The sequence below is a fragment of the Paraburkholderia ferrariae NBRC 106233 genome, assembly GCF_000685035.1.
GTDB classification, from domain to species: domain Bacteria; phylum Pseudomonadota; class Gammaproteobacteria; order Burkholderiales; family Burkholderiaceae; genus Paraburkholderia; species Paraburkholderia ferrariae.
Genome location: NZ_BAYB01000038.1, coordinates 1 through 22,696, shown reverse-complemented (window position 1 = coordinate 22,696; position 22,696 = coordinate 1). Strand labels below are relative to the sequence as shown.

Sequence of the window (22,696 nt, the reverse complement as noted above, 5' to 3'; positions counted from 1 at the left end):
CGTACCTTTTGGGTCAGGGGCGTACCGGACCCTCGCTGCGCAATTTTCGTACCGCGACGGGTTGCTCTTACCGGCGGCCTGCCTCTGTCGCGGTTCTGCCGCCCCGCCGTTCAGGGCTCCACCGTTTGCCCGAGCGGTGCGCCGAACTGCAAGGCCGCGAGCTGGGCATAGAGCGGGGACGTGCGGAGCAATTCGGCGTGACGGCCCTGCGCCACGATGCGGCCATGTTCCAGCACGACGATGCGGTCGGCCTGCTGCACGGTGGCGAGGCGGTGCGCGATAACCAGCGTGGTGCGGTTCTGCGCGGCGTTATCGAGCGCTTTTTGCACGAGTTGCTCGCTGGCGGCGTCGAGCGCGCTGGTGGCTTCGTCGAGCAGCAGAATGGGCGGATTCTTGAGGATCGCGCGCGCAATCGCAATGCGCTGGCGCTGGCCCCCGGAGAGCCGCACGCCACGCTCGCCCAGAAACGTGTCGTAGCCTTGCGGCAGCGCTTCGATAAAGCCGGCTGCGGCGGCCATTGCGGCGGCGTGCTGCACCTCGTCGAGCGTAGCATCGGGCATGCCGTAGCGGATGTTGTCGAGCACGCTGCCCGAGAAGATCACCGACTCCTGCAGCACGACGCCGATCGCCCGGCGCAATCCGGCGAGCGGCACCTGCTGCGTGGGCACACCGTTGATCAGGATGCGGCCCGCATCCGGGTCATAAAAGCGCAACAGCAGTTGAAACAGCGTAGTCTTGCCGGCGCCCGAAGGCCCGACGAGCGCGACGTGTTCGCCTTCCCGCACGTCGAGCGAGAGGTCGGCAAGCGCGGCAATGCCGGGCCGGGAAGGATAGGAAAAGCCGATGTTCTCGAAACGGATGCCGCCGCCCCGGGCCGGCAGCGGCACGGTGGTTTCGGCTTCCACCACGGGCGAGCGTGCGGCCAGCAGTTGCAGGAGCCGCTCGGTGGCACCGGCAGCCCGCTGCAGATCGCCCCATACCTCGGCCAATGCGCCCACGGCGCCTGCGGTAAAGACCGCGTAGAGGATGAACTGGGAGAGCTGGCCCGCGCTCATGCGCCCGGCCAGCACGGCCTGTGCGCCCAGCCAGAGCACGAATACGATGGCCGCGAACACCAGTACGATCACCACGGCGGTGAGCCATGCGCGTGCCCGGATGCGCGTGAGCGCCGTTTCGAAGGCCATCTCTACCGCGCCGCCAAAGCGCCGTGCTTCGTAGGACTCCTGCGTGTACGACTGCACGGTGGGCATGGCGTTGAGCACTTCGCCCGCCAGTGCGCTCGCATTGGCCACCTTGTCCTGTGTGGCGCGCGAAAGCCGCCGCACGCGCCGCCCGAAGATGACGATGGGTGCGACCACCACGATCAGCGTGGCGATGATATAGCCGGAGAGCACCGGGCTGGTGGCCACCAGCATGGCGACGCCGCCCGTCATGAGGAAAAAGTTGCGCAAGCCCAGCGAGAGGCTGGTGCCGACCACGGTCTGGATCAGCGTGGTGTCGGTGGTGAGCCGCGACAGCACCTCGCCCGTCTGGGTGGTTTCGAAGAACTGCGGACTCATCCGCATCACGTGGTCATACACCGCGCGGCGCAAATCCGCCGTCACCCGTTCGCCCAGCGACGAGACCAGGTAGAAACGCAGCGCCGTGGCCGCGGCGAGGATCAGCGACACGGCGAACAGCGTGAGGAAATAGCGGTCGATGTGCGTGCGCTCGCCGCTGGCGAAGCCGCGGTCGATCAGGTATTTGAACGCCACCGGCAGCGCGAGGGTCGCGCCCGCCGACGTGGCGAGCGCGAGGAACGCGAGCACCCAGCGCCCGGCGTAAGGGCGCAGGAAGGGGAGCAGGCCGAGGAGCGGGCCGACGCGGGAGCCGGCGCGCGGCGACGAAGAGGCAGAAGTGGGCATGAGGATACGCGGGCGGACCGAAACGCAGTGATTGTGCCAGTACCGCGACGCGAAGCGCGTTCACGGATGCGACAGCCGTTGGACGGTCAGGCGAGATTCTCCTCGCCCCGCGCGGCTTCTTCGCGGCGGCGCTGGCGCGCGAGCCGCGCGGCGGCATCCAGCAGCGACACGCCAGCAGGCGTGAGGGTGGGGCGACGGGGTTCGCCCAGGCGCGGCTCGAGCGAGATGAGCTGGCAGTCCAGCAGGGTATCGAGTTCGAAGCGTGTCATGTCGAGCTGATCGGGCGCATTGCGCACCAGCATCAGGGTGGAGAATTCATGGGGGCTGAGCATGGTCATTGCGTGGACTCCATAGAGTGCGGCTGGGGGCGCGGCGTGGCGCTTTCGACTGCGCCGCGGTCAGCATGTTCGGGCGAGCGTGATGGCGTGCTCGGGGCACGCGGAAACGCACAGGCCGCAGGCGCGGCACGCTTGCGCGTTGGGAGCATAGGCCACTTTCATGCCGTGCACGCGCAGCTTGAACCGGTTCATGAGCCCGAGCTTTTCGTAGTCCGATGTGTCGATGCGGCGGATCTCGAATACGTTTTCGGGGCACACCACGGCGCAGTCGGCCTTGCCTTCGCAGCGCGTGAAATCGACGGACGGCGCGATCACGCCGGGCGGCTGCTTGCAGGCCGCGGTAGTGTTGCGTGTCATGCTCCGGCCTCCGTGTTCGGGCGCGACGCGCGCGGCGCCATGTTGCGCAACTGATCGCGTTCTTCCTGCGTCATGCGTTGCCAGCGGTGCCAGTGTTTGTGTTCGCGGCAGCGGCCATGCCCGCGGAATCCGCCGAACAGGATGCGGCTGAGCACCAGCAGGCCGATCGCACGCGGATAGTCGATGGCATGCGCCCCGGTCACGAGATCGGGAATGACCCAGTTCCACAGCCGCATGACGACCAGCCCCAGCACGGCGATAAACGCGATCACCAGCAGCGCCTTGAAGAAGAAAAAACGGCGATACCTCATTTGCAGCTCCTTCGTTTCAAATCTCGAATCCGTCGTACACCGGTTGCAAGCGCTCGCGCAGATGCAGCACGGCGTACCGTTTGCGGGCCAGCAGGGTGTTGATGCCGGTTCCCGTGGCCTCGGCCATTGCCTTGAAGCTTTGCCCGTCGAGTTCATGGGCAATGAAAATCTCGCGCTGATTCGCGGGCAGTTCGTCGAGCGCGGCGCGTAGTGCGTCGAGCAGCGCCGTGCGCGCATAAGCGGCCTCCGGTCCGGCGTCGGCGGAGGGCAGTTCGAGGTCGAGGCGATAGTCATCCCCGGTCTCCGCGGTTTCCGGCAGCGGCTCTTCCCTGCGCTTGCGGAAGCGATCGACGATGCGGTTCTTCGCCACGCGAAACAGCCACGCCCCGACCTGCTCGATGGAGTCCGGCAGCCGGTAGGCCTCGACCAGCTCTTCGAAGACGTCTTGAAGAATGTCCTCGGCTTCGTCCTGATCGATGACCCGGCGCCGGATGAAATTGCGCAGCCGCGGGCGCTCGCGCGCCACGGCGGTGGCGATTTCGCGGTCCTGCGGACTGGGCTGGGTCGGGGTGAGCGGCGGTTCCATACCTGTGTTGACGATTCAGGATGGGAAATATTGTGGGGCGGCGGAAATTTCTTGTTGAGGGTAGCGGGGCGCGGAATCTGCGGTTGTATGCAGTACGAGGGCGACTGGAATTTCCCTCAGCGGATCATGGAGTCCGATGGGCTATGCAGCTATTTCTCCGGCCAGGCCAGTCTCATTCAATGGCATGACTGGCTACACGGGCTCCGGCGAATTCTACGATCATCCGAAACCTCATCGACCCCGGTAAGCACGACCGACCTCGCGGGCTTTATTGATCGACGGAACGACATTTCGGCGGGCAACGGGGAGAGCCCGCAAGCGAGTAGTGAAACTCGTCGCTCGTCGAACCTTTGAACTCGTCGGCGTTCCTGACGTGCTCGACGAATTCGAAGCCGAGCGACTCCACAAGCCGGATAGACGCCACATTGCGCGTATCGATTTCGGCATGGATCCGTTGAATCCCGTATGCTTCGCGCAGCGCCGGCAAGAGCGCGTAGAGCGCTTCACCTGCATAGCCCCGGCGCTGACTCGACGCAAAGACGAAGTAGGCGATCCAGGCTTCTTTCGACGCCAGTTGAACCGTGGCCTGGAGGTAGCCGTGCGGCTCGCCGTTGCAGTCGATCAGCGCCCAGTTCAGCCACGCCTCTTCACCCTCCGGCGAGCGGCGGTTCGCAAGCATCCGATACCGCGCCGCCAGTTCTTCGAGGCTGCGCGGCGGGTCCTCGGGAATATGGCGGTAGGCCGCCGGATCGCGCAATCCGTCGAACATCTTTGCTGCGTGATTTTCAGTCAGCGGTTCGAGACGAAGGCGGGGAGTCTGCAGTATCGAAGATTCAAAAACCTTTGTCATTGGCAATAAGCGCTGAGAACGACGTCGAGTATGCGGAAATAGAAGACGATAAACATCAGGAAGACAAGCAAGACGACAACGGCCGCCTTTGAGAAACCGAAATTGCGGAACAGCGATACCGCGAACACAACTGCAGACACGGCCGTGCCCCCCGCCAGCAACAAGATGTAGGTGGCAGCCCCGAAGCCTTTCGAGCTTCGGACCCAGGGCATGCATCCGCTGAACATCGTTACCGAGAGAAGCGCACAGAAGCAGACGAACGAAACGACTAACGGCGTTCTTTTTCCCATGAGTGGCGTTCGCGCTCAGGATCGTCGATGGAGAGCATCCTCATGCCCGCTGGAGTGCGCTCAGACTTCGATCAGAACGGGCGTTCCTGGCTCGACCAGATCGAACACCTCCACGATGTCCGCATTGCGCATCCGGATACAGCCGAAGGAGGCGGCGACGCCCATCGGCTCGGTATCGGGGCAGCCGTGAATATAGATGTAGCGCCGCATCGTATCGACTTCGCCCCAGCGATTCTTGCCGGGTTCGCAGCCGCCTAGCCAGAGGATACGGGTGAGCATCCAGTCGCGCTCCGGAAACTGCCCGGCTAGCTCGGCCGAATAGATTTCGCCGGTCGCCCGCCGTCCGACGAAGATCGCACCAGGCGGGCACGCGGCGCCGATCTTCGCGCGAATCACATGGCGCCCGCGTGGCGTGCAGCCGCTGCCCATCATTTCTCCCGGACCGTTTTTGGCGGTGGAGACCGGCCAGGTGCGCACGGGCTCTGCGTTGCGCAAGAGGGTCAAGGTTTGGCGGGAGAGATTGGCTATGAGCATCGTCGTGTTGCTAAAGGTGCGTCGCGGGAGGCGACCCGCTGCGGCCACGGCAGTAAAAATAGCGAATCGCCGATCTTCCATCAACTCCACGATACGCCTACGCAACCTCGCGCCCATTGCGCACGACCGCTCCCGTCTGGAGCTGCGCCAGGTGGCGCAGCAGTTTCGTCACCATCCAGACCACCGTGAACGCGACGATCACGAAGAACCCTGCGAGCGGCGCGAGAATCTGCACCGAGACGAAGCCGGCGAGTGCCATCATGGCCGACGAAACGAGCAGCAGCGCGCATCCGAGAATCGCGCTCGTCAGGCCTGCGATGTGCGGGAACAGCGAATTGCCCTTCGCCATGAAGGTGGGGTACATCGCGCCCGCGCAAAAGCCCATCACGATCACCGGCGCCGCGAGCGTCCAGACCCGCAGGCCGATCGCGAGCGCGAGCACCAGCATGACGATCGCAGCCAGCGCCATCACGCGCGCGCCGATACGCAGGCGTTCTTCCGCGCTCGGCAGCTTCGGCCCGTGCACCCGGTTCGAGAGGCCGCCGAGGAAGTAGGCCATGCCCACGCCCAGCGCGAGATAGCCGAAATAGGTGGGCGGCAGGTGCAGCGTGCTTTGCACCATGAACGGCCCGACGATGTTGAACACCAGCAGGATGCTGTAGCACAGCCCTTGTGCGAGAAAGCAGCTCTGGAACACCGGGCTCGCCAGCACCTTGGCCGCGTTCGTCATCAGCGTGCGCAGTTCGAGATGAACCGGCTGCGGCAGCGTTTCGCGGTAGCGCAGCAGCGCGCCCCACATCACGAGCGAATAGACGAGCAGGAAGACGAGGCAGGCCTGCCAGCCGAACCACGTCTGAAGATGCGCGCCGATGACCGGCGCGATGATCGGCGCGAGCCCCCATGCAATCGACATATAGGTGAACATGTGCATCAGCGCCTGGCCCTTGAACGAGTCGGTGATGATGGCCTTCGCCAGCAGGTTCGTAGTGGCGATGCCGAAGCCTTGCAGGCAGCGGGCGAGGATGAACGTCTCCAGATTGGGCGCGCACAGCGCGAGCACGCAGCCCACCGTATAGACGACGAGGCCGAAGGCCAGCACGGGCTTGCGTCCGTGCGCGTCGGCGATGGGGCCGAATATGAGCTGGCCGAGCGCGTAGGCCGCCATGTAGCCCGACACGCTCGACTGGATGGCCTGCGGCGAGGTGGCGAAGTCATGCGCCATGGCGGGCAGGGCCGGCACGTAGATGTCGATGGCCATCTGCCCGGCGGAGGCGAACAGGCAGATCAGGAACAGCAGGAAGCGCGGCGAATTCGGCGCGCGCGCGGCAGGGGCCGCGCGGTGAGTGGCAGGCTGGGTCATGACGGCAACGAGAGGACGGATTGCAGCGGCGCGATACCGATTTCGTTCGAATGTCGAACTGGATCTTGAATCGATTCGGGGACCGATTCGGGAATCGATTCGGGAATATAACGCTGCGGCAGCGGTGTTTTCCCTATTGTGCCTGTAGCCGGCCGGATTTGCCCGACTGAATCCCGACCGGCAGGCCGTGGCCGCGGGCAATCCCGCCTCATTGGTCGAGGTGTCGCCCGCGGTGTGGGCGCCGCGGCCCGTGATCTATCGCGTGCCGCCGCAGGCCGGTCAGAGCAGCGGCAGCGTGAGCCGGATGTGCTCCGCGAAGGCCGTGGTGAGATGCGACGCCCGTTTGCGTCCGAACTTCAGCGCGATGCCGACGGCAGGCAAGGGCGGCAGGGCAGGGTCGCCGTTCAGGATGGCAAGGTCGGCGGGCACGGCGGTCTGCGTCATGATGGCGAAGGCTTGCCCCGAGCGCACGAGCGCCGTGAGGCCCGCGAGGCTGCTGCTCGCATAGGCGATACGGTACGCCCGGCCCGCGCGCTGCAGGGCTTCGCAGGCGGCGATGTGGTCGAGCGTGTCCGGGTCGGAGAGTGCGAGCGGCAGCGGATCGAAGTGCGCGGAATCGAGCCCGGGGTAGCCGATCCACACGAGCGGCTCGCGGCGGATGATGTCGTCGTTCCCGCCGCCCGCGTCCCGCGCATCGCCGGGCAGCGAGATCATGGCGAGATCGAGGGCGCGCTTGTCGAGTTGCTCGACGAGGCGGGGTGTCGGGCCGCACACCACTTCCACGAGCGCCTGCGGGTGCTGGCTCGAAAACTGGCGCAGGAGCGAGGGGAGGAACACGGCGGCATAGTCGTCGGGGCAGCCAAAGCGGATGCTGCCCGACAAGCCCTTGCCGAGCAGATCGGCCAGCGCCTCGTCGTGCAGGCGCAGCATGCGCTGCGTGTGGATCAGGAGCCGCTCGCCGGGATGCGTGAGCACTACGCCGCGGCCGGTGCGCTGGAACAGCGGTTGATCGACGATCTCTTCCAGGCGTTTCATCTGCTGGCTGAGGGCGGACTGGGTCCGGCCGATCCGGCCGGCCGCGCGGCTCAACGACCGGGCCTCGGCAATGGCGGCGAAGGAACGCAACAGATCGATTTCGAGGGTGCCGCTCAAGATATTAGCCTCGCTTCTAGCTTCCATAAGAACTATTCGTTTCTATAAAAGCAGACCGGCGTCTAGACTGCAAGTCATTCCCGCATCCCACGAGGAGAATTCCGTGTCCCGCAACGACGACGCAACGTTCTGGCGCAACGCGCGCGAGCATCTCATCCGCTACGGCGGCACGTTCGAGCCGATGATTATCGAGCGCGCGAAAGGCAGCTTCGTCTACGACGCCGACGACCGGCCCATCCTCGATTTCACTTCGGGGCAGATGAGCGCGGTGCTGGGGCACAGTCACCCGGAGATCGTTTCGGTCATCAACGAATACGCGGGCAAGCTCGACCATCTTTTCAGCGGCATGCTTTCGCGCCCGGTGGTCGAACTCGCGACGCGGCTGGCCAGGATCACGCCACCGGGCCTCGACCGGGCGCTGCTGCTGAGCACGGGGGCGGAGTCGAATGAGGCGGCCATCCGCATGGCGAAGCTCGTGACGGGCCGCTACGAGATCGTGGGCTTTGCACAGTCGTGGCATGGCATGACGGGCGCCGCGGCCTCGGCCACCTATAGCGCGGGCCGCAAGGGCGTGGGCCCCGCGTCGGTGGGTTCGTTCGCCATTCCCGCGCCGTTCGCGTACCGGCCGCGCTTCGAGCGCAACGGCGCCTACGACTGGCTGGCGGAGCTCGACTATGCGTTCGATCTGATCGACCGCCAGTCGAGCGGCAATCTTGCCGCCTTCATCGCCGAGCCCATCCTGAGTTCGGGCGGAATCATCGAGCTTCCGCCGGGCTATATGGCGGCGCTCAAACGCAAGTGCGAGGAGCGCGGCATGCTGCTGATCCTCGACGAGGCGCAAACCGGCGTGGGGCGCACCGGCACGATGTTCGCCTGCGAGCGCGACGGCGTGACGCCGGACATCCTCACGCTTTCGAAGACGCTCGGCGCGGGCTTGCCGCTCGCGGCCGTGGTGACTTCCGCACAGATCGAGGAGACGGCCCACGAACGCGGCTATCTCTTCTACACCACGCACGTTTCCGATCCGCTGCCTGCCGCGGTGGGCCTGTGCGTGCTCGATGTGGTCGAGCGCGAAGGGCTCGTTGCGCGCGCGAACGCGATGGGCGCGCGGCTCCGGGGCGGGCTGCTGGATTTGATGGAGCGCTTCGGCTGCATCGGCGACGTGCGCGGCCGGGGCCTGCTGCTGGGCATGGAAGTGGTCAAGGACCGCCGCACGAAGGAGCCGGCGGACGGGCTGGGCGCGAAGATCACGCGCGAGTGCATGAACCTCGGGCTCAGCATGAACATCGTGCAGTTGCCGGGCATGGGCGGCGTCTTCCGCATCGCGCCGCCGCTTACGGTGAGCGAGCAGGAAGTCGATCTGGGGCTGGAATTGCTGGAGGAGGCGATCCGGCGCTCGGTGTAACCGCGCACGGCGGGCGGCAGCCGTGCTTCGGCAACCGGCACGGAGCCCGAATCAGGACTGCCTTCGCTTGATGTAGAGGCGCCGGTAGAGGATCGTCCATACCGTGAGTCCGGTGTAGACGCCGTACCGGATCAACGTGGAGAGCCGGTCGGCGTCGTGGCCGCTCATGTCGCTCGTGATCCAGAGCCGCACCACGTTCTCGCCGACAAGCCCGATGCCCCACACGGCCGTCATTAGCCGCACGGATCTCACGAGGTCCGGGCGGACTGGCCATGTCCGGTCGAACTCGATTTCCTGGCCGGAGCGCTCGCGTGCCAGCGTCGATCTCGCGAGGTAGAACACAAGAGGCCGGCGCGACGCCAGCGAGAGCAGAAAGAACACGCCAATCACGCCGCTTACCAGCGGATCGCGCGCTTCGCGCAACCCTCGCCCGGGTTCCGACATCAGCACGGCGAGCGAGAGGACAATGCTGGCGAGCACGAGCGCGCTCAGTGCGTCGAAGTGCCGGAATCTCAGCAGATCGATGGCCATCCACGCCAGCACGGGCAAGCCCGATGCGATCAGCGCATCCAGCAGGCCATAGTGCGGAAGGGCCAGCCGGTAAGCCAGCGCGGGCAACGCCACGTTGACGGCGAACGCGAGCGCGTAGCGGGTAGAGGGGATCATCGCGCGCTCCTTCACCGGCAGGGGACGTGTGGCGAGTGCATGTTTGCGCAGGTGTTTGCGGCGGTGGTGAATGCTCAGGCGTGCGGCACGGCTACGAAGGTAATCGCTATTTTGCTGCGTGTCCACGGCAGGCGTGTGGTCTTGCCCGCCCGCGAAGGTGGCTCGCGAACCCGGAGCCGCCGCCGTTCACGTTCGGTTCGATGTATCCTGGCTGGCAGCCCGACGTGCTCAACTGCGCAGCCAGCCCGACGCATAAACGGTCCACACCGGTTCCGCAAGCGCAATGGCGCTGCACAGGCGCCCAGGCATGGGGAGATCGAGGACGTGATACCTCTGGCCATCGTTCGCGTCCAGCGTCGAACTCGCACCGTTTTGCCGGAAGAAAGCGACATCCGCATCGGACAGCGTGCGTCCGGCCAGATCGGAGAGGCTCGCGTATCGCGCTTGCCAGTGCGTTTCGGTGCTGTGTTCCATCGCTGCAGATGAGTCCGACTGGTCTGCGATCGCGCGGCGATGGGGCAGCGTTGGCGCGCCCGCGTTCGGCGCCGTCATTCTTCGCCCCGGCGTGGCCGACCCGATGCCCATCGCCGCATTGCTGACGGCAATGAGCACCCAGACACTGGCAAAGGCAATGTGAATCTGGATTGCGCTGCCGGCTTCGGGGTGCAGCAGCGCGAGGCGCCCTTCGCGTGCGCTCCCGAATTCCAGTTGCTCCGGGGCGCAGGCAAGCATGGGAGCGAGCGCGAAGCGCAGCGCGGCACATCCTATCAGGTAGCGTTTTGCCAAAGCGGAGTTGGGGTAGTGCTTCGCCCACTGATATTCGGCCCGGGAAATGCACGAGCGCGGGTCGTCGTGCGAGATCGCTTGCCACTCCGCGTGATATCGCCACAGGTATAGCTCGCCGGGTGCGGGCAAGGTCGTGCGGAAGGGCGCGGACGCATGGTGCGGCAGGGCGACGAACTCGAGTGCAGGCGTCGAGTAGATCGGGTGCCGTCTGGTTCTGGCGGTCCTGGCGGATACCTGGGCAGGATCGACTTCTGCGGCTAAAGGCATCAAGTTCCTCAGGGTAGGGAGACGACGTCCCGTTTGCGGCCGCTGCGGCCGCTGCGATAACTGCGCATCGCGGGCATGAACCCCCGCAGCGGCCGGTTTGCGGAGGCGCGCGCAGCGCAGTCTGCGGAATTCAGATGGAGCTGCGCCCAAACCACTCGCGAACGTGATTGGCGCGGGGCGGACGCAGCGCACTGCGTTCCCCGGACTTCGGTGTCCCAATGAAAAGGAATCCCAGCAGGCGATCGGTCGGCTCGAAATCGAGTGCGCTTTGCAGGCGCGGATCGTACGCATCTGCGCCGGTGGCCCAGAACCCGCCGTAGCCCAGTGCGTGGATCGCGTTGAGCATGTTCATGGCCGCCGCGCCGACACTGAGGAGCTGCTCCATCTCCGGGATGCCGCTGCGGGGCGTAACGGCCGAACCCAGCGCCACGATCACGGGTGCGGCGAATGCCCGTTGCCGCCGGTGCTCGTGCGCGGAGCGCGGCTTTTCGGGCTCGCGGGCCGCCGCGATATCGACGAGCACTTCGGCCAGTTCCGCGCGGGCATCGTCGCGCAGGTACACGAAGCGCCACGGGCACAGCCGGCCGTGGTCCGGCGCGCGCAACGCGGCGTCGAAGATCAGATCGAGTTCGGCATCGCTGGGCCCCGGGCCGGTGAGCGGCCAGCACGACTGGCGTGAAAGCAGGGTATCGAAGAAGGCCCGGCGCCCGGCTTGCGGTTGATCCTGCTGGTGATCGCGCGGGTGATTCGTGAGTGCGGTTTGTTCCGGAATGGCGGTTGCGGCTGCGTCCATGTGCGTGTCCCTACGAAAGTCACCGGCACATGATGACGAAAATCAAGTCTTTATGCAAATGATTCTCATTTAGTTGAAAGAAATTTGTTTCTGTCCTATGCTCCTGTGCCATGACCCATCGCGACACAACGGCACGGCCGCCCACGCAGCGGGCAGTCTTGATGGCGCCTCGCGGACGCTGGCCGTCCGGCGTGGACGTCTGGCACGTTCCTGTCGATCATTGGGGAGCAGACGAAAACGGATCGCATCTCGAACCGGACGAACGGGCCCGAGCGCTGCGTTATCGTCACCCGGCGGACCAGGCGCGCTTCGCGGTCACAAGGTCGGTCTTGCGCGAATTGCTGGGCCGCTATACGGGCGCGGACCCCGCGGCGCTGCGCTTCACCTCGACCGCGCGCGGAAAGCCGATACTCGCCGCATTTCCCGACCTCTTCTTCAACGTTTCCCATTGCGGAGCGCATGCGCTGATCGCGGTCTCAGGGTGCACTCGCGTCGGTATCGATATCGAACGGGTCGATGCCGACCTGCGCTGGCACGAACTACTCGATCTGGTGTGCACCGCGGCCGAGCGCGCGGCGATCGAGGCGGCGCCCCTGGCCGCGCGTGCCGATCTGTTCTTGCGTTGCTGGACGGCCAAGGAGGCATTGCTGAAGGCAGTGGGCCTGGGCATCACGGAAGGCTTGCTGAAGCTGACTGTCGATCTGGGTGGCCACGCTCACGCTCCCGCGCGCCCGGAGGTAGCGGACGATCCGCTGGTTGAGGAGGCCCGCCGGTTGAGGTACTGCTGGATCGACGACTTGCCGGGTTATACGGGCTGCCTGGCCTATGCGTTTGCCGGCGCGCCGCAAGACTTGCCTCGCGCCTGAAACGCCCGATTGGGAAGAAGCCGCGCGGATAGCCATACCTGGACTTCGCGTCTGGACTTCGCGTTGCAGCGGGCAATGGAATCGGATATTTACCTGGTAATGCAGAATAAAAAGCGAAGCATGAATTTTCCCGTTCGTCCACGAATAGAAATGATAACGATTCCCGTCAGTATTAGCTTTACGGGCGTTCTATCTCGTTAGCTATATCTAATCGGATCGCAGTCGTCGTTACGCTAAGATCAGGGCCTCGGCATGAGCGGTTCCGCCGGCAAAGGCGGCGATCGACCGCCTGCATGCGCATCAACCCGGTCCCCTTTCCATACGATATATGTCCGCCCCGGTTTTCGAAGAGTTGCAGAGTGCAGGCTTGCGCGCGACCATTCCGCGCGTGAAGGTGCTGGAGTTTTTCCGTCACGCGGACCATCGGCATTTCAGCGCGGAAGATGTGTTCCGGCATCTCGTCGAGGACAAGGTCGATATCGGGCTCGCGACCGTCTATCGCGTGCTTGCGCAACTGGAGGAGGCGGGGCTCCTGACGAGCGGCATGCTCGACTCGAGCAAGGTCGTCTACGAACTCAATGAAGGCAAGCGCCACGATCACATCATCTGCCTGAACTGCGGCAAGGTGGACGAATTTTCGGATCCGCTCATCGACGCCCGGCAGAAAGCAGTGGCCGACGCACTGGGCTACATGCTCACCGGCCATCAACTCGTCCTGCACGGCTACTGCGCCAAATGCCGGCCCAAACCGCACGGCGCGAAGCCGGGCAAGAAAGCGTAGTTCATCCCGTTCAACCCGCGCTTTGCCCGGCCCCGCGGGTCCAGCCGCCGCCCAGCGCACGGTACAGCGAAACCGCGCCTTGCAGGCGGGCGAGCCGCAACTGCACGCCTTCGTCCTCCGCGGCAAAGAGCGTTTGCTGCGCGTCGAGCACCGTGGTCAGCGTTTCCGCACCCGCCTGGTAGCGGCTTTGTGCGAGCCGGAGCGCGCGGCGCGCTTCGTCCCGTTCTTCGTCCTGCGCGGCGACCTGTGCATCCACACCGTGAATCGCGTTGAGGGACCGGTCCACGTCGCCGAATGCCGAGACAATCGCCGCACGATAGGCGGCGAGCAATTCCTCCTGCTGGGCAATGGCGAGATCGCGCCCCGCGGCCAGCGATCCCGCATTGAAGATCGGCGCGGAAAGACCCGCGGCGACGCTGTAGAGCGAGTTGTCGAAGATCGTATGAATGCGCTCGCTGCCGAAGCCGGCCGTGGCGGTGAGCGTGAGGCTCGGCAGCATGGCTGCGCGCGCCGCGGCGATGTTCGCGTCGGCGGCCGTAAGCTGGGCCTCGGCGCGCGCGAGATCGGGCCGTTGCACGAGCACGTCCGAGGGGACCCCGGCGGCGATATCCGGAACGTGCAGGGCGTCGAGCGACGTGGTAGCGATCTGCAACCGGGATGCCGGTTGACCGAGCAGGACCGCCAGGGTCGCGAGGCTGTCGTTGGCCTGCTCGACGCTTGCTTCGAGTGCGCGGCGTTGTGCGGCAACGGCCGCGCGCTGCTGGGCAACGTCGAGCAGGGTTACGGCGCCCGCACGCAGGCGCGACTCGACGGTCTTCAGGATCTGCGTGGCCGTATCGAGGTTCTGGCGCGCAATCGCGGCGCGCTGGCGCAGGGCGACGGTTTGCAGCCAGGTATTGGCCGTATCGGCCGAGACGGTCAGCGCCACGGTGTCGCGATCGAAGCGCGATGCGTCGACATTGGCGAGCGCTGCGTCGCGTAGCGCGCGATTGCGTCCCCAGAAGTCGAGTTCGTAGCTCGCCACAAGGCCCAGGTCGAAGCTCGTGCCCTCCAGTTCGCTGTCGTTCACGAGCAAGCCGCCCTGGCGGGTGGCATCGGCAAAACCGTTCACGTTCGGCAGCAGGGCGGCGCCCGCGATCTTCGCACTGGCCTGAGCCTGCTTCACGCGGGCGACGGCCGCGGCAACGTCGAAGCTGTTCGCGCGAGCCTGCTGCACGAGGCTGTCGAGTTCGCGGCTTCCGAACGCTGTCCACCAGCCGGGGCGCACCGGTTCGCCCAGAGCGTCGGTGGCTGCCGCGTAGCGCCAGGCGGCCGGTGCCGGCAGCGCGGTGTCGTTGGGGGCAGGCGTCGTGCAGGCGCAAAGCGCGAATAGCGGGAGCAGGGCGAAGCGGCGGGTCCGGTTTCTCATGGGGTCATTCGTTCGCCAGTGCGACGACAGGATCGAGCCGGGCTGCCTGGCGGGCCGGCATGAAGCCGAAAACAAGGCCGGTCAGCAGCGCGCAGACGAACGCGCCGATGATGGCCCGCATCGGAAAGATGGCAGGGACGCCGGCTGCGATCAGGCCCGCGCCGATGGCGAGCCCGCAGAAGACGCCGAGCAGGCCGCCTACGCTGGAGACGAGCGTCGCCTCGGTCAGAAACTGCCTGAGGATGTCGCGCTGGCGGGCGCCGGTCGCGATGCGGATGCCGATTTCCCGCGTGCGCTCGCGCACCGTCATGAGCATGATGTTCATGACGCCGATGCCGCCCACCACCAGCGAAATCGCCGCGATCAGGCCGAGCATCAGCGTTAGCGTGCTCTGCGTTTCGGTTTGCGCCTTCACGGAGGCCGCCTGGTTGTAGACCTGGAAGTCGCGGATGTGGTGGGCCGTTTCGAGGGCATCGGTGATCTTCCGGGCGGTCTGGTCCGCGAGATCGAGGCGGTCGATCAGCACCGAAATCCACGAAAGATTCGTTGTACCGACAATGCGATAGCTGCCAGTCGACCAGGGCATGAGGATGACGTTGTCGTCGTCCGTGTCGCCGGACGTGGCGCCTTTTTCTTCGAGTTCGCCGATGACCTGGAAGGGGACGTTGTTGACCAGCACGTAGTGGCCGACCGGATCGGCCGTGCCGAACAGCTTTTCGCGCACCCGTTTGCCGAGCAGCACGACCGTGGAGAGATGGCGTTCGTCGCTGGCGGTGAAGAAGATGCCGCGGCTCGGTTTCCAGTTGAGCACACGCGGCGCCTCTTCGGTGACGGCCCAGAGGGGCACGCGAATATCCACGCTGCCGTAGCGCGCCGTGACGCTGCTGCTGAGGAACGGCATCGCCGCGCTCACGTTGGGGACATCGCGCACGATTTGCGCGTCCGCCTCGGAAAGCGTGCCGCCGGGTCCGCGCGGATTGTCGCCGCCGGGAATGACGTAGAGCCGGTTCGTTCCGAAGCTCGCCATTTTTTCGATCACCTGCTGTTCGGTGCCGGCGCCGATCGCCATCATCACGATCACGGAAGCCACGCCGATGATGATGCCGAGCAGCGTGAGCAGGGTGCGAAAGCGGTTGATCCACAGAACCCGCCACGCTGCGCGCAGGGCCTCGCGCGTGTCCGCGACGAACGAAGCCGTATGGGCCACGCCGGTCGCCATCGAAGCGATCAGCGCTGCGGCGTCGAGCGAGGCGCGGCTGCCCGCATCGCTGCGCCTGCCCGAATCCGCGATGATCTGGCCGTCGCGGATTTCGATGGTCCGGTGCGCGCGCGCGGCGATGTCGCGGTCGTGCGTGATGAGAATGACCGTGTGCCCGGCGCGCGCGAGATCTTCGAGCAGCAGCATCACCTCGGCGCCGCTCTTCGAATCGAGCGCTCCGGTGGGCTCGTCGGCGAGCACGATGTGTCCGCCGTTCATCAGCGCGCGGCTGATCGAGACGCGCTGCTGCTGGCCGCCGGAAAGCTGACCCGGGCGGTGATCGAGCCGCTCGCCCAGGCCGAGGCGCGTGAGCAGCGCGGTGGCGCGGCGTTCGCGTTCGTGCGCGGAAACGCCGGCGTAGATCGCGGGTATCTCCACGTTTTCGCGCGCCGTTTCGGTGGCGATCAGGTGGTAGCCCTGAAACACGAAGCCGAACGCTTCGCGCCGCAGCCAGGCCAGTTCGTCGGCGCTGAATCCGGCGATGTCCTGGCCCGCGAACCGGTAATGGCCCGAAGTCGGGCGGTCGAGGCAGCCGAGGATATGCATCAGCGTCGATTTGCCCGAGCCCGATGCGCCGACGATGGCGACGAACTCGCCGGAGTGAATCGAGAGGCTGAGGCCGCGCAGCACCTCGGTTGCTGCCGCCGGGTTGCCGTCCGGACCGCGGGCGTTGCTGCCGTACGATTTGCGGATCGCCTCCAGTTCGATCAACGGCGGCGCTACCACGTGAACCTCCCGTCGGCCAGGTGCGTGCGGGTGACGTTGGTCACGAGCCGGTCGCCCGGTGCGAGGCCTGCCAGCACCTCGCCGCTGAGGCGGTCGTGGATGCCGATGCGCACGTCGCGCGAGACGATGTGCCCGCCCGCGTAGACGCGTGCCGTGTAGCGGCCGGGCGCGCCCTCGACGGGCGTCATCGGGGCGAGCGGGGCGAGGACGACGTGCTTTGCCCGGGCCGCGACGAAGAAGACCTGGGCGCTCATCTGCGGCATCAACTGGCCGTCGGGATTGGCGACGTCGAACAGGACCGTGTAGAGAACGACCTTGCTGCTCGCCGCCGTGCCGGCCTGAGCGGCCGTTGACTGGCCGTTGCTGTCGGGCGACGTGGCGGGATTCGGCGGAGAGGGAAGAATCTGGCGCACCGTGGCCGTCCAGCGGCGGTCGGTCGAACCGAGCGTCGTGAAGTACACCGGCATGCCCGGCTTCACGCGCAGGATGTCCGCTTCGGACACCTGGGTCCAGACGGTCATCGTCGAAAGATCAGCAATGCGAAGGATGTTCGGCGTCTGGTAGGTGGCGTTGAGCGTCTGGCCTTCGCGGGCGTCGAGCGTGACGACCGTGCCGCTCATCGGCGCATAGATGCGCGTGTAGCCCAGTTGCGCCTCGTCGCCTTTCAGGTTCGACTGGGCGCCCGCAATCTGCGCGGCCAGATTGTCGATTGCGGCGCGTGCCTGATCGAGTGCCGCGCGGGCGGTCTGCACGTCCTCGTCGCGGGTCGAGCCGTCGGCGGCCATGCGGCGCTGCCGGTCGTACTGCTGCTGCGCGAGCACGCGCTGCGCCTCGTCGCCCACGCGTTGCGCGCGCAGGCTCGCGAGCGTGGACTGGTCCACATCCACTTTGGCCTGCTGGACGCTCGGATCGATTTCGACCAGCAACGTGCCCCGGCTGACCGTCTCGCCGGGCCGCACATGAATGCGCCGGATTTCGCCGGAGGCCTGTGCGCCGACATCGACGTAGCTATGAGGCTGCACCGTGCCGAGTGCCGTGACGTTGGCTTCGATGTCGCCGCGTCCGATGGTGACGGTGCTCACGTGCTCGATCACCCGAAAGAAGATTGCCCAGATGGCCCATGCGAACAGCAGCAGGAGGATGGCGACGAAGGCGCTTCGTCGATGTCGTCTGGCGATTTTTCTCATCGGTCTTCAAAGGCGGGTGTCGCGCGTCCCGAACCTGGCGATGCGGGCAAGTGGATACGTTGAGCCATGGTGCTGCGGTAACGAATCCGTCACCGGCGGCTTCTAAGATGGCTGCGTTGAGGGATCGGCTGCGAGGCCGGCGAACTTCGCGTGGAAGTATAAGCGATTCTCATTTGCAAACGAACCGTGTAACCCTGCGAAGCTAACGGGCAATGGGATGGGCGAGTTTGCATGCGCCGACGCGTTCTGTGTTGATGTGTCGACGTATTGCATGCGAAGTGCATCGCCGAGCCGTAGGGTCTTCGGCAAAACAACTTGACAAGGTATCGGAGAAAGCATAATTTTCCCGGACTTTTGCGAATAATTCTCATTAACAAAGATTCGATGAGCGATTCGCAACAGAGCTGGGGCCCTGCCGGGGTGCATTGATGCGCCGGCAGGCAGGCGTGTCGAAATGGACTTGGGGGTACGAATGAGCTGGGACGACGAGAACGCGGAATTCGAGGTGGTGATCAATCACGAAGAGCAATACTCGATCTGGCCGGGCTACAAGCCGATTCCGGGCGGCTGGCGCGCGGTGGGCAAGAAAGGCAAGAAGGCCGAATGCCTCGCGTATATCGAGGAGCACTGGACCGACATGCGCCCTGCGAGTCTGCGCAGGGCGATGGACGGTGCCGCTCCCGCGGGCGATCCGGCACCGGCGCCGCTGCATTGACGGTTCGCGCCATGAGCCGCACCGAGGCCGCAACCGAGGCGCTCACGTTGTTCTGCCTGCCCTATGCGGGCGGCAGCGCCGCGATCTATCGCGACTGGCCGGCGCGGCTGCCGCAGTGGATACGCCTCGTGCCGCTGCATATGCCGGGGCGCGGCGTGCGTCACGCCATGCGCCCGCTGCACGGCTGGCGGGCGTTGCTGGATCTGCTCGTCGAAGACGCGCAGCCGTTCGCGGCGCAGCCATTTGCGATCTTCGGGCACAGCATGGGGGCGCTCATCGGCATCGAGCTTGCGCAGGCGCTGCGCCGCCGTCATGGCGTGTCGCCCGTGTGGTTCGGCGCGTCCGCATGCAAGGCGCCGTCGCGCCGCGAGCCTGAGCATCACTGGCTCACGTGTCCGGAGAGCGAGTTTATCGACGAGGTGCGCTCGCTCAATGGCATGCCCGACGAACTGCTCGAGAACCGCGAGTTCATGGAACTCGTTCTGCCGTTCCTGCGGGCGGATTTTCATTTGTGCGGCAGCTACGAATACCGGCAGCGCGAGCCGCTGGACTGCGCGATGCTGGTGCTCGGCGGCATTCAGGACACCGAAATCAGCGGCGAGCCCGAGAACCTGGCTGCGTGGGCTCGGGAAACGACGGGCCCGTACGAGCAGAAGGAAATCGACGCGGGCCATTTCTTTATCAACACGCATCGCGCCGGGGTCATCGATCACGTGGTCGGGAGCCTGGCGAGGGCGTTTCTTGCACACGGGCCGTCCGGCGCGCCGCTAGAGCGGTCGTATGCCTGATAGCCCGTGTATCTCGTGGAGTTCAGTATGGTGGACAAATCGTCTCCCCTTTTCGATTTCACGCCTTACCTCGTGCAGCGCGAAGAAGTGATCGCGCTGATCCGCGAATTCGCTTCTCACCATGCTTTTCGCAGCGCGGCGGTGGAGGAGCTGGAGCTCGACGAGGACTTTTACCGCCGCCCCCTGCGGCCCGAGGACCTGGAGTTCCTGAAATTCATGAAGCCGGTGCCTGCCGCGCACGTGAGCCGCCTGCCTTCGCTCGCCACGCAGCGGCTCCTCATGAGCCTGAACGAAGTCGCCGTCGCGCGCCTGCCGCGCGCAGACGAGGCGGGTGAATTCGCGCGCTTCGATGCGTTCTATGGCGAGCGCAATCAGGTGCTGGGGGCGCGCATCCGGCCGTTCCTCGAACATTACGGCTTCACCTTCGTCGGCAACGAGGCGCAGCGCGGCGAGACGGCGGCGAGCTACGTGGAGCGTCTACGCGACGTGATCGCGCAGGAAAAGGCGTTCTGGGCGGAGATGTTCGCGCTGCTCATGCGCAACGACTACCTCGTCGAGGGGCTGCGCTTCATCATGATCCAGCGCTGGAGTCACGCGCCGTCGCGGCGCGTGGCGGTCGAGCGCGCGGTGGCGTCGGGCTATTTCGACAGCGTGGCCGCAGAGGATCGCCCCGATGTCGCATCGCAGGCGTGCGATCCGCTGCTCGAACGCGTCGCGGCGTTTGTCGGCGTCACGCGGCGCGAGCATTCGTACTGGCAGTTCTATCTGCCGACGAGCATGGCGAAGTCCAACCTGCTCTACGCGCTCGGTTCGCGTCCGGACCGCGCGTTCGCGCTGCTCGGCGCGGCGTTCGTTGCCGAGGCCGAAGCGATGGCATTCAATGCGGCGCTTGCGAAGGCTTGCCCGCATCTCGTCGCACCGGGCAGCGCGAACGCCGATCCGGCCTCCGCAGCGGATGCGCTCGTTGCGCGCTTTGCGCGGGCGCTCGCGCAGGTCGAGCGCCGCTTCGGCGCCGAAGGGCTCTTCCGCGTGGGGCAAGGTCTGGGTGCGGGGCAGAAGCTGGCCGAGCGCGCGCGCTGGGATCTGGGCGAACAACTGAAGTGGCTGTCGTCGATCGATCGCTACATCGCGTTCGCGGAAAAGATCGACCGGCGTATCGAGGCCGAGTGCCCCGGCATCGACCGCGAAACCTTTATCGAGCCGCGCGACATGTGCTCGACTACGCACGTCCACAACGATCACCGGCTCGTGGTGATCCGCAGCAGCGCACCGCAGGGCACCATACAAATGCACTTCTGGGGCAACCTGGGAATGCGGCTCGAAATGCGGGAAGGCGACAAGGTGCTGATTCCGGACGGCCGCCTCCACGGATCGACCGTCCTCTGCGAGGAATGCACGTACGACCAGCCGATCATCCCCGACGAGTGGATCGCCGGGTTGCTGGACGAACAGTGCGCACCGGCAACCGCTGCGGCGTAGCGTTCGCAGCATTTCGCAGCAGGTCGCGTTAAGTCGCGTTAGGTCGCGTCAGGCGCCGGATAAATTCGCCAGGCAAGCAGTCTCTCCCCAGCCCCGTTCTTCCGTAGAACGATCCGGACAACTTAAGAAAACAGACCGGACCGCCGCGTGGCGGCCCGAGGGGTTTCTTTTGCTTCACGCCCGGTCCTTTGTGTGCGAAGGGCGCAGGGAAACCCGGACATCGCAACGTTTCTGATGGAGAGGGCCATGCAGCCTGAAGAGAGCAGCAATCGAGCACCGGAAAACCGCAAGCGGCCGGCGAGTGATTGGCGCACGCGGATCATTCTCAAAGACCAGGTCGGCCTGACCGACTTCCCGCCGTGGCTTGAGCGCTCCTACGACAAGCTGCACGCGCTCGTGACACACCCGGAGTATCCCTGCTTCTTCGGCACGATTGCCGAGCGGCGCGGCGAGATGTTCTATTCGTACGTGAGCGGCAAGGACACGGACGACCTGCCGGCGACCATGGCGACGTTCGCGCGCCTCGCCGCGCAGCCGGAGTACCGGCGCAACAACATCGCGATCTTCTTCGAACCGGACCCGGTGCCGCTCTCGCACGAGGCTTATCACGACCTGTTCTGGGACACGCTGCAGTTCCTGCACGATGTCGATCCGGATCCGCTGGCGGAGCAGCAGCCCGATCCTTCCGACGAGGCCTGGGAATTCTCGTTCGGCGGCGTGCAGATGTTCGTCGTCTGCGCCTGCCCCTCGTTTGGGCAGCGTCATAGCCGCAATCTCGGGCCCGGCATGGTGCTGCTGCTCCAGCCTCGCGCCGTGTTCGTCGACACGATCACGAACAAGGTGATCGGCCGCGAAGCGCGCAATCAGGTACGCGAACGCCTGCGCCAATGGGACGACGTCGCGCCGCATCCGGATCTTGGCTTCTTTGGCGATCCGGGCAATCTCGAATGGAAGCAGTACTTCCTCGCCGACACCAACGATCCGGCGCAGGGGCAGTGCCCGTTTCTCAACCGGAAGCGGCGCCTGGCCGAAGCGAGAGAGGTGATGCGTCATCTCAATGACGACACGCAGCCGGTTGTTGCGGAAGACATGGAACGGTCGGCGGAAGACAGGTGATCAGGATGGCGAAGGATACGAGCAACGAAGCCCGGTCGATCTCGACCGCCTATGCGGCGCTGCCGGCTGAGCGGCGCAGGCAGTTCAGGGAGCGTCTGCGGGAAAAGGGCATCGCCAGCGACCGCTTGCCGGTCGTGCCGCTGTGCGACCGCGGGGAGGTGTTTCCGCTTTCGTGGGCCCAGGAGCGCTTGTGGTTTCTGTGGTGCCTCGAACCGGAAAGCGCGAGCTACAACCTGGCGGAAGCGGTCCGCCTGACCGGCGAGATCGATGTCGATGCGGTACGGCGTGCGGTGCAGGCGCTCGTTGCGCGGCATGAAGTGCTCGGGCTTCGGTTTCGCACCGGCGAAGACGGCTCGCCGCAACAGATTGCGGGCAACGCGAATTTCGCCTGGTCGGAACCGGACCTGTCACAGGAGCCCGAGTCTCTGCGCGCGGACGTGCTCGCGAGCCTGCTGTCGCAGCGCTCGCACGAACCGTTCGACCTCGAACGCGGCCCGCTGCTGCGCGTGTCGCTGGTGAAGCTCGCGCCTCACGAGCACGTGCTGCACTTCGCCCTGCACCACATCGTCTCGGACGCCTGGTCGCTCGGCATCCTCACCCGGGAATTCGCCCGCACCTACACGGGCACCTGCGCGGGCACCTGCGCGGCCCTGCACGCCGGCGTGATCGACGCGCTGCCGCCGCTGCCGGTGCAGTACGGCGACTACGCCGCCTGGCAGCGCGAGTGGCTCGACGAGGCGCGTCTGGACGCCCAGCTTCGCTACTGGCGCGAA

Annotated in this window: 24 protein-coding genes; 8 read left to right on the top strand and 16 right to left on the bottom strand. The window is 65.7% G+C overall.

Annotation, left to right across the window (positions count from 1 at the left end):
- Window positions 1-110: 110 nt before the first annotated feature.
- From BFE01S_RS31195 to BFE01S_RS31150, 10 genes are all read right to left on the bottom strand, one after another.
- Window positions 111-1,904, bottom strand: coding sequence for an ABC transporter transmembrane domain-containing protein (locus tag BFE01S_RS31195; protein ID WP_028228883.1), 1,794 nt, complete (start codon window positions 1,902-1,904; stop codon window positions 111-113).
- A gap of 86 nt (window positions 1,905-1,990) precedes the next feature.
- Entirely contained in the window at window positions 1,991-2,236 is a 246-nt protein-coding gene (locus tag BFE01S_RS31190; RefSeq protein ID WP_028228882.1) for a hypothetical protein, read from the bottom strand.
- Window positions 2,237-2,302: 66 nt separating this feature from the next.
- Window positions 2,303-2,599: a 4Fe-4S binding protein gene (locus BFE01S_RS31185; RefSeq protein WP_028228881.1), complete on the bottom strand. Its 297-nt coding sequence runs from the start codon at window positions 2,597-2,599 to the stop codon at window positions 2,303-2,305.
- Window positions 2,596-2,910: a hypothetical protein gene (locus BFE01S_RS31180; protein WP_028228880.1), complete on the bottom strand. Its 315-nt coding sequence runs from the start codon at window positions 2,908-2,910 to the stop codon at window positions 2,596-2,598. The genes BFE01S_RS31185 and BFE01S_RS31180 overlap by 4 nt, the downstream gene beginning before the upstream one ends.
- 16 nt (window positions 2,911-2,926) lie before the next feature.
- On the bottom strand, window positions 2,927-3,496 hold the full coding sequence (locus BFE01S_RS31175) for an RNA polymerase sigma factor (protein ID WP_028228879.1): 570 nt from the start codon (window positions 3,494-3,496) through the stop codon (window positions 2,927-2,929).
- Between the two features lie 268 nt (window positions 3,497-3,764).
- A complete protein-coding gene (locus BFE01S_RS43595; protein WP_042339162.1) occupies window positions 3,765-4,346 on the bottom strand; it encodes a GNAT family N-acetyltransferase in 582 nt (193 codons plus the stop codon).
- Window positions 4,343-4,636: a hypothetical protein gene (locus BFE01S_RS45190; RefSeq protein WP_028228878.1), complete on the bottom strand. Its 294-nt coding sequence runs from the start codon at window positions 4,634-4,636 to the stop codon at window positions 4,343-4,345. Before BFE01S_RS45190 ends, BFE01S_RS43595 begins: the two co-directional genes overlap by 4 nt.
- 60 nt (window positions 4,637-4,696) lie before the next feature.
- Window positions 4,697-5,251: a L,D-transpeptidase gene (locus BFE01S_RS31160; protein WP_245621246.1), complete on the bottom strand. Its 555-nt coding sequence runs from the start codon at window positions 5,249-5,251 to the stop codon at window positions 4,697-4,699.
- 16 nt (window positions 5,252-5,267) lie between these two features.
- The gene (locus BFE01S_RS31155) at window positions 5,268-6,530 is read right to left on the bottom strand and encodes a multidrug effflux MFS transporter (protein ID WP_028228876.1); all 1,263 of its coding nucleotides are present in this window, start codon (window positions 6,528-6,530) and stop codon (window positions 5,268-5,270) included.
- 279 nt (window positions 6,531-6,809) lie between these two features.
- Window positions 6,810-7,709 carry a LysR family transcriptional regulator gene (locus BFE01S_RS31150; RefSeq protein ID WP_028228875.1) on the bottom strand — a complete coding sequence of 300 codons (900 nt, stop codon included), beginning with the start codon at window positions 7,707-7,709 and terminating at the stop codon, window positions 6,810-6,812.
- A gap of 76 nt (window positions 7,710-7,785) precedes the next feature.
- On the opposite strand from BFE01S_RS31150, the gene BFE01S_RS31145 reads away from it, so the two are divergent.
- Window positions 7,786-9,087 carry an aspartate aminotransferase family protein gene (locus BFE01S_RS31145; protein ID WP_028228874.1) on the top strand — a complete coding sequence of 434 codons (1,302 nt, stop codon included), beginning with the start codon at window positions 7,786-7,788 and terminating at the stop codon, window positions 9,085-9,087.
- A gap of 51 nt (window positions 9,088-9,138) precedes the next feature.
- On the opposite strand, the gene BFE01S_RS31140 is transcribed toward BFE01S_RS31145, so the two are convergent.
- From BFE01S_RS31140 to BFE01S_RS31130, 3 genes are all read right to left on the bottom strand, one after another.
- Entirely contained in the window at window positions 9,139-9,753 is a 615-nt protein-coding gene (locus BFE01S_RS31140) for a VC0807 family protein (protein ID WP_028228873.1), read from the bottom strand.
- A 228-nt stretch (window positions 9,754-9,981) separates the two neighbouring features.
- A complete protein-coding gene (locus BFE01S_RS31135) occupies window positions 9,982-10,806 on the bottom strand; it encodes a 4'-phosphopantetheinyl transferase family protein (protein ID WP_156967219.1) in 825 nt (274 codons plus the stop codon).
- A gap of 130 nt (window positions 10,807-10,936) precedes the next feature.
- A complete protein-coding gene (locus BFE01S_RS31130; protein WP_028228871.1) occupies window positions 10,937-11,599 on the bottom strand; it encodes a nitroreductase family protein in 663 nt (220 codons plus the stop codon).
- Window positions 11,600-11,709: 110 nt separating this feature from the next.
- Between BFE01S_RS31130 and BFE01S_RS40875 the strand changes: the two genes are divergently transcribed.
- Window positions 11,710-12,465 carry a 4'-phosphopantetheinyl transferase family protein gene (locus BFE01S_RS40875; RefSeq protein WP_084170262.1) on the top strand — a complete coding sequence of 252 codons (756 nt, stop codon included), beginning with the start codon at window positions 11,710-11,712 and terminating at the stop codon, window positions 12,463-12,465.
- Window positions 12,466-12,793: 328 nt separating this feature from the next.
- Complete coding sequence (fur, locus tag BFE01S_RS31120) at window positions 12,794-13,246, top strand: ferric iron uptake transcriptional regulator (RefSeq protein ID WP_028228870.1); 453 nt, start codon at window positions 12,794-12,796, stop codon at window positions 13,244-13,246.
- A 10-nt stretch (window positions 13,247-13,256) separates the two neighbouring features.
- Here fur and BFE01S_RS31115 read toward each other — a convergent pair whose 3' ends face one another.
- The 3 genes from BFE01S_RS31115 to BFE01S_RS40870 are packed head-to-tail and all read right to left on the bottom strand — an operon-like array spanning window position 13,257 to window position 17,825.
- Window positions 13,257-14,654 carry an efflux transporter outer membrane subunit gene (locus BFE01S_RS31115; protein WP_042339159.1) on the bottom strand — a complete coding sequence of 466 codons (1,398 nt, stop codon included), beginning with the start codon at window positions 14,652-14,654 and terminating at the stop codon, window positions 13,257-13,259.
- 4 nt (window positions 14,655-14,658) lie between these two features.
- The gene (locus tag BFE01S_RS31110; RefSeq protein WP_028228868.1) at window positions 14,659-16,638 is read right to left on the bottom strand and encodes a MacB family efflux pump subunit; all 1,980 of its coding nucleotides are present in this window, start codon (window positions 16,636-16,638) and stop codon (window positions 14,659-14,661) included.
- Complete coding sequence (locus tag BFE01S_RS40870; RefSeq protein WP_042339157.1) at window positions 16,632-17,825, bottom strand: efflux RND transporter periplasmic adaptor subunit; 1,194 nt, start codon at window positions 17,823-17,825, stop codon at window positions 16,632-16,634. Before BFE01S_RS40870 ends, BFE01S_RS31110 begins: the two co-directional genes overlap by 7 nt.
- Window positions 17,826-18,297: 472 nt before the next feature.
- On the opposite strand from BFE01S_RS40870, the gene BFE01S_RS31100 reads away from it, so the two are divergent.
- From BFE01S_RS31100 to BFE01S_RS31080, 5 genes are all read left to right on the top strand, one after another.
- Complete coding sequence (locus BFE01S_RS31100) at window positions 18,298-18,540, top strand: MbtH family protein (protein WP_028228867.1); 243 nt, start codon at window positions 18,298-18,300, stop codon at window positions 18,538-18,540.
- A gap of 11 nt (window positions 18,541-18,551) precedes the next feature.
- A complete protein-coding gene (locus BFE01S_RS31095) occupies window positions 18,552-19,328 on the top strand; it encodes a thioesterase II family protein (RefSeq protein WP_028228866.1) in 777 nt (258 codons plus the stop codon).
- A gap of 27 nt (window positions 19,329-19,355) precedes the next feature.
- Window positions 19,356-20,807, top strand: a complete 1,452-nt coding sequence (locus tag BFE01S_RS31090) for a cupin domain-containing protein (protein ID WP_028228865.1) — start codon at window positions 19,356-19,358, stop codon at window positions 20,805-20,807.
- A gap of 246 nt (window positions 20,808-21,053) precedes the next feature.
- The gene (locus BFE01S_RS40865; RefSeq protein WP_042339155.1) at window positions 21,054-21,923 is read left to right on the top strand and encodes a YqcI/YcgG family protein; all 870 of its coding nucleotides are present in this window, start codon (window positions 21,054-21,056) and stop codon (window positions 21,921-21,923) included.
- Between the two features lie 5 nt (window positions 21,924-21,928).
- Window positions 21,929-22,696: condensation domain-containing protein (locus tag BFE01S_RS31080; protein ID WP_028228864.1), on the top strand; the 768-nt coding region annotated here is incomplete at its 3' end.

Excerpts from the sequence above, each read along its gene's own strand:
- BFE01S_RS31140 (WP_028228873.1), bottom strand. The coding sequence starts at position 9,753 with ATGATCCCCTCTACCCGCTACGCGCTCGCGTTCGCCGTCAACGTGGCG.
- BFE01S_RS31155 (WP_028228876.1), bottom strand. The coding sequence starts at position 6,530 with ATGACCCAGCCTGCCACTCACCGCGCGGCCCCTGCCGCGCGCGCGCCG.
- BFE01S_RS31100 (WP_028228867.1), top strand. The coding sequence starts at position 18,298 with ATGAGCTGGGACGACGAGAACGCGGAATTCGAGGTGGTGATCAATCAC.
- BFE01S_RS31190 (WP_028228882.1), bottom strand. The coding sequence starts at position 2,236 with ATGCTCAGCCCCCATGAATTCTCCACCCTGATGCTGGTGCGCAATGCG.
- BFE01S_RS31135 (WP_156967219.1), bottom strand. The coding sequence starts at position 10,806 with ATGCCTTTAGCCGCAGAAGTCGATCCTGCCCAGGTATCCGCCAGGACC.
- BFE01S_RS31130 (WP_028228871.1), bottom strand. The coding sequence starts at position 11,599 with ATGGACGCAGCCGCAACCGCCATTCCGGAACAAACCGCACTCACGAAT.
- BFE01S_RS31115 (WP_042339159.1), bottom strand. The coding sequence starts at position 14,654 with ATGAGAAACCGGACCCGCCGCTTCGCCCTGCTCCCGCTATTCGCGCTT.
- BFE01S_RS40875 (WP_084170262.1), top strand. The coding sequence starts at position 11,710 with ATGACCCATCGCGACACAACGGCACGGCCGCCCACGCAGCGGGCAGTC.
- BFE01S_RS31150 (WP_028228875.1), bottom strand. The coding sequence starts at position 7,709 with ATGGAAGCTAGAAGCGAGGCTAATATCTTGAGCGGCACCCTCGAAATC.
- BFE01S_RS31195 (WP_028228883.1), bottom strand. The coding sequence starts at position 1,904 with ATGCCCACTTCTGCCTCTTCGTCGCCGCGCGCCGGCTCCCGCGTCGGC.
- BFE01S_RS31160 (WP_245621246.1), bottom strand. The coding sequence starts at position 5,251 with ATGGAAGATCGGCGATTCGCTATTTTTACTGCCGTGGCCGCAGCGGGT.
- BFE01S_RS31095 (WP_028228866.1), top strand. The coding sequence starts at position 18,552 with ATGAGCCGCACCGAGGCCGCAACCGAGGCGCTCACGTTGTTCTGCCTG.
- BFE01S_RS40865 (WP_042339155.1), top strand. The coding sequence starts at position 21,054 with ATGCAGCCTGAAGAGAGCAGCAATCGAGCACCGGAAAACCGCAAGCGG.
- BFE01S_RS31180 (WP_028228880.1), bottom strand. The coding sequence starts at position 2,910 with ATGAGGTATCGCCGTTTTTTCTTCTTCAAGGCGCTGCTGGTGATCGCG.
- BFE01S_RS31175 (WP_028228879.1), bottom strand. The coding sequence starts at position 3,496 with ATGGAACCGCCGCTCACCCCGACCCAGCCCAGTCCGCAGGACCGCGAA.
- BFE01S_RS31185 (WP_028228881.1), bottom strand. The coding sequence starts at position 2,599 with ATGACACGCAACACTACCGCGGCCTGCAAGCAGCCGCCCGGCGTGATC.
- fur (WP_028228870.1), top strand. The coding sequence starts at position 12,794 with ATGTCCGCCCCGGTTTTCGAAGAGTTGCAGAGTGCAGGCTTGCGCGCG.
- BFE01S_RS43595 (WP_042339162.1), bottom strand. The coding sequence starts at position 4,346 with ATGACAAAGGTTTTTGAATCTTCGATACTGCAGACTCCCCGCCTTCGT.
- BFE01S_RS31090 (WP_028228865.1), top strand. The coding sequence starts at position 19,356 with ATGGTGGACAAATCGTCTCCCCTTTTCGATTTCACGCCTTACCTCGTG.
- BFE01S_RS40870 (WP_042339157.1), bottom strand. The coding sequence starts at position 17,825 with ATGAGAAAAATCGCCAGACGACATCGACGAAGCGCCTTCGTCGCCATC.
- BFE01S_RS45190 (WP_028228878.1), bottom strand. The coding sequence starts at position 4,636 with ATGGGAAAAAGAACGCCGTTAGTCGTTTCGTTCGTCTGCTTCTGTGCG.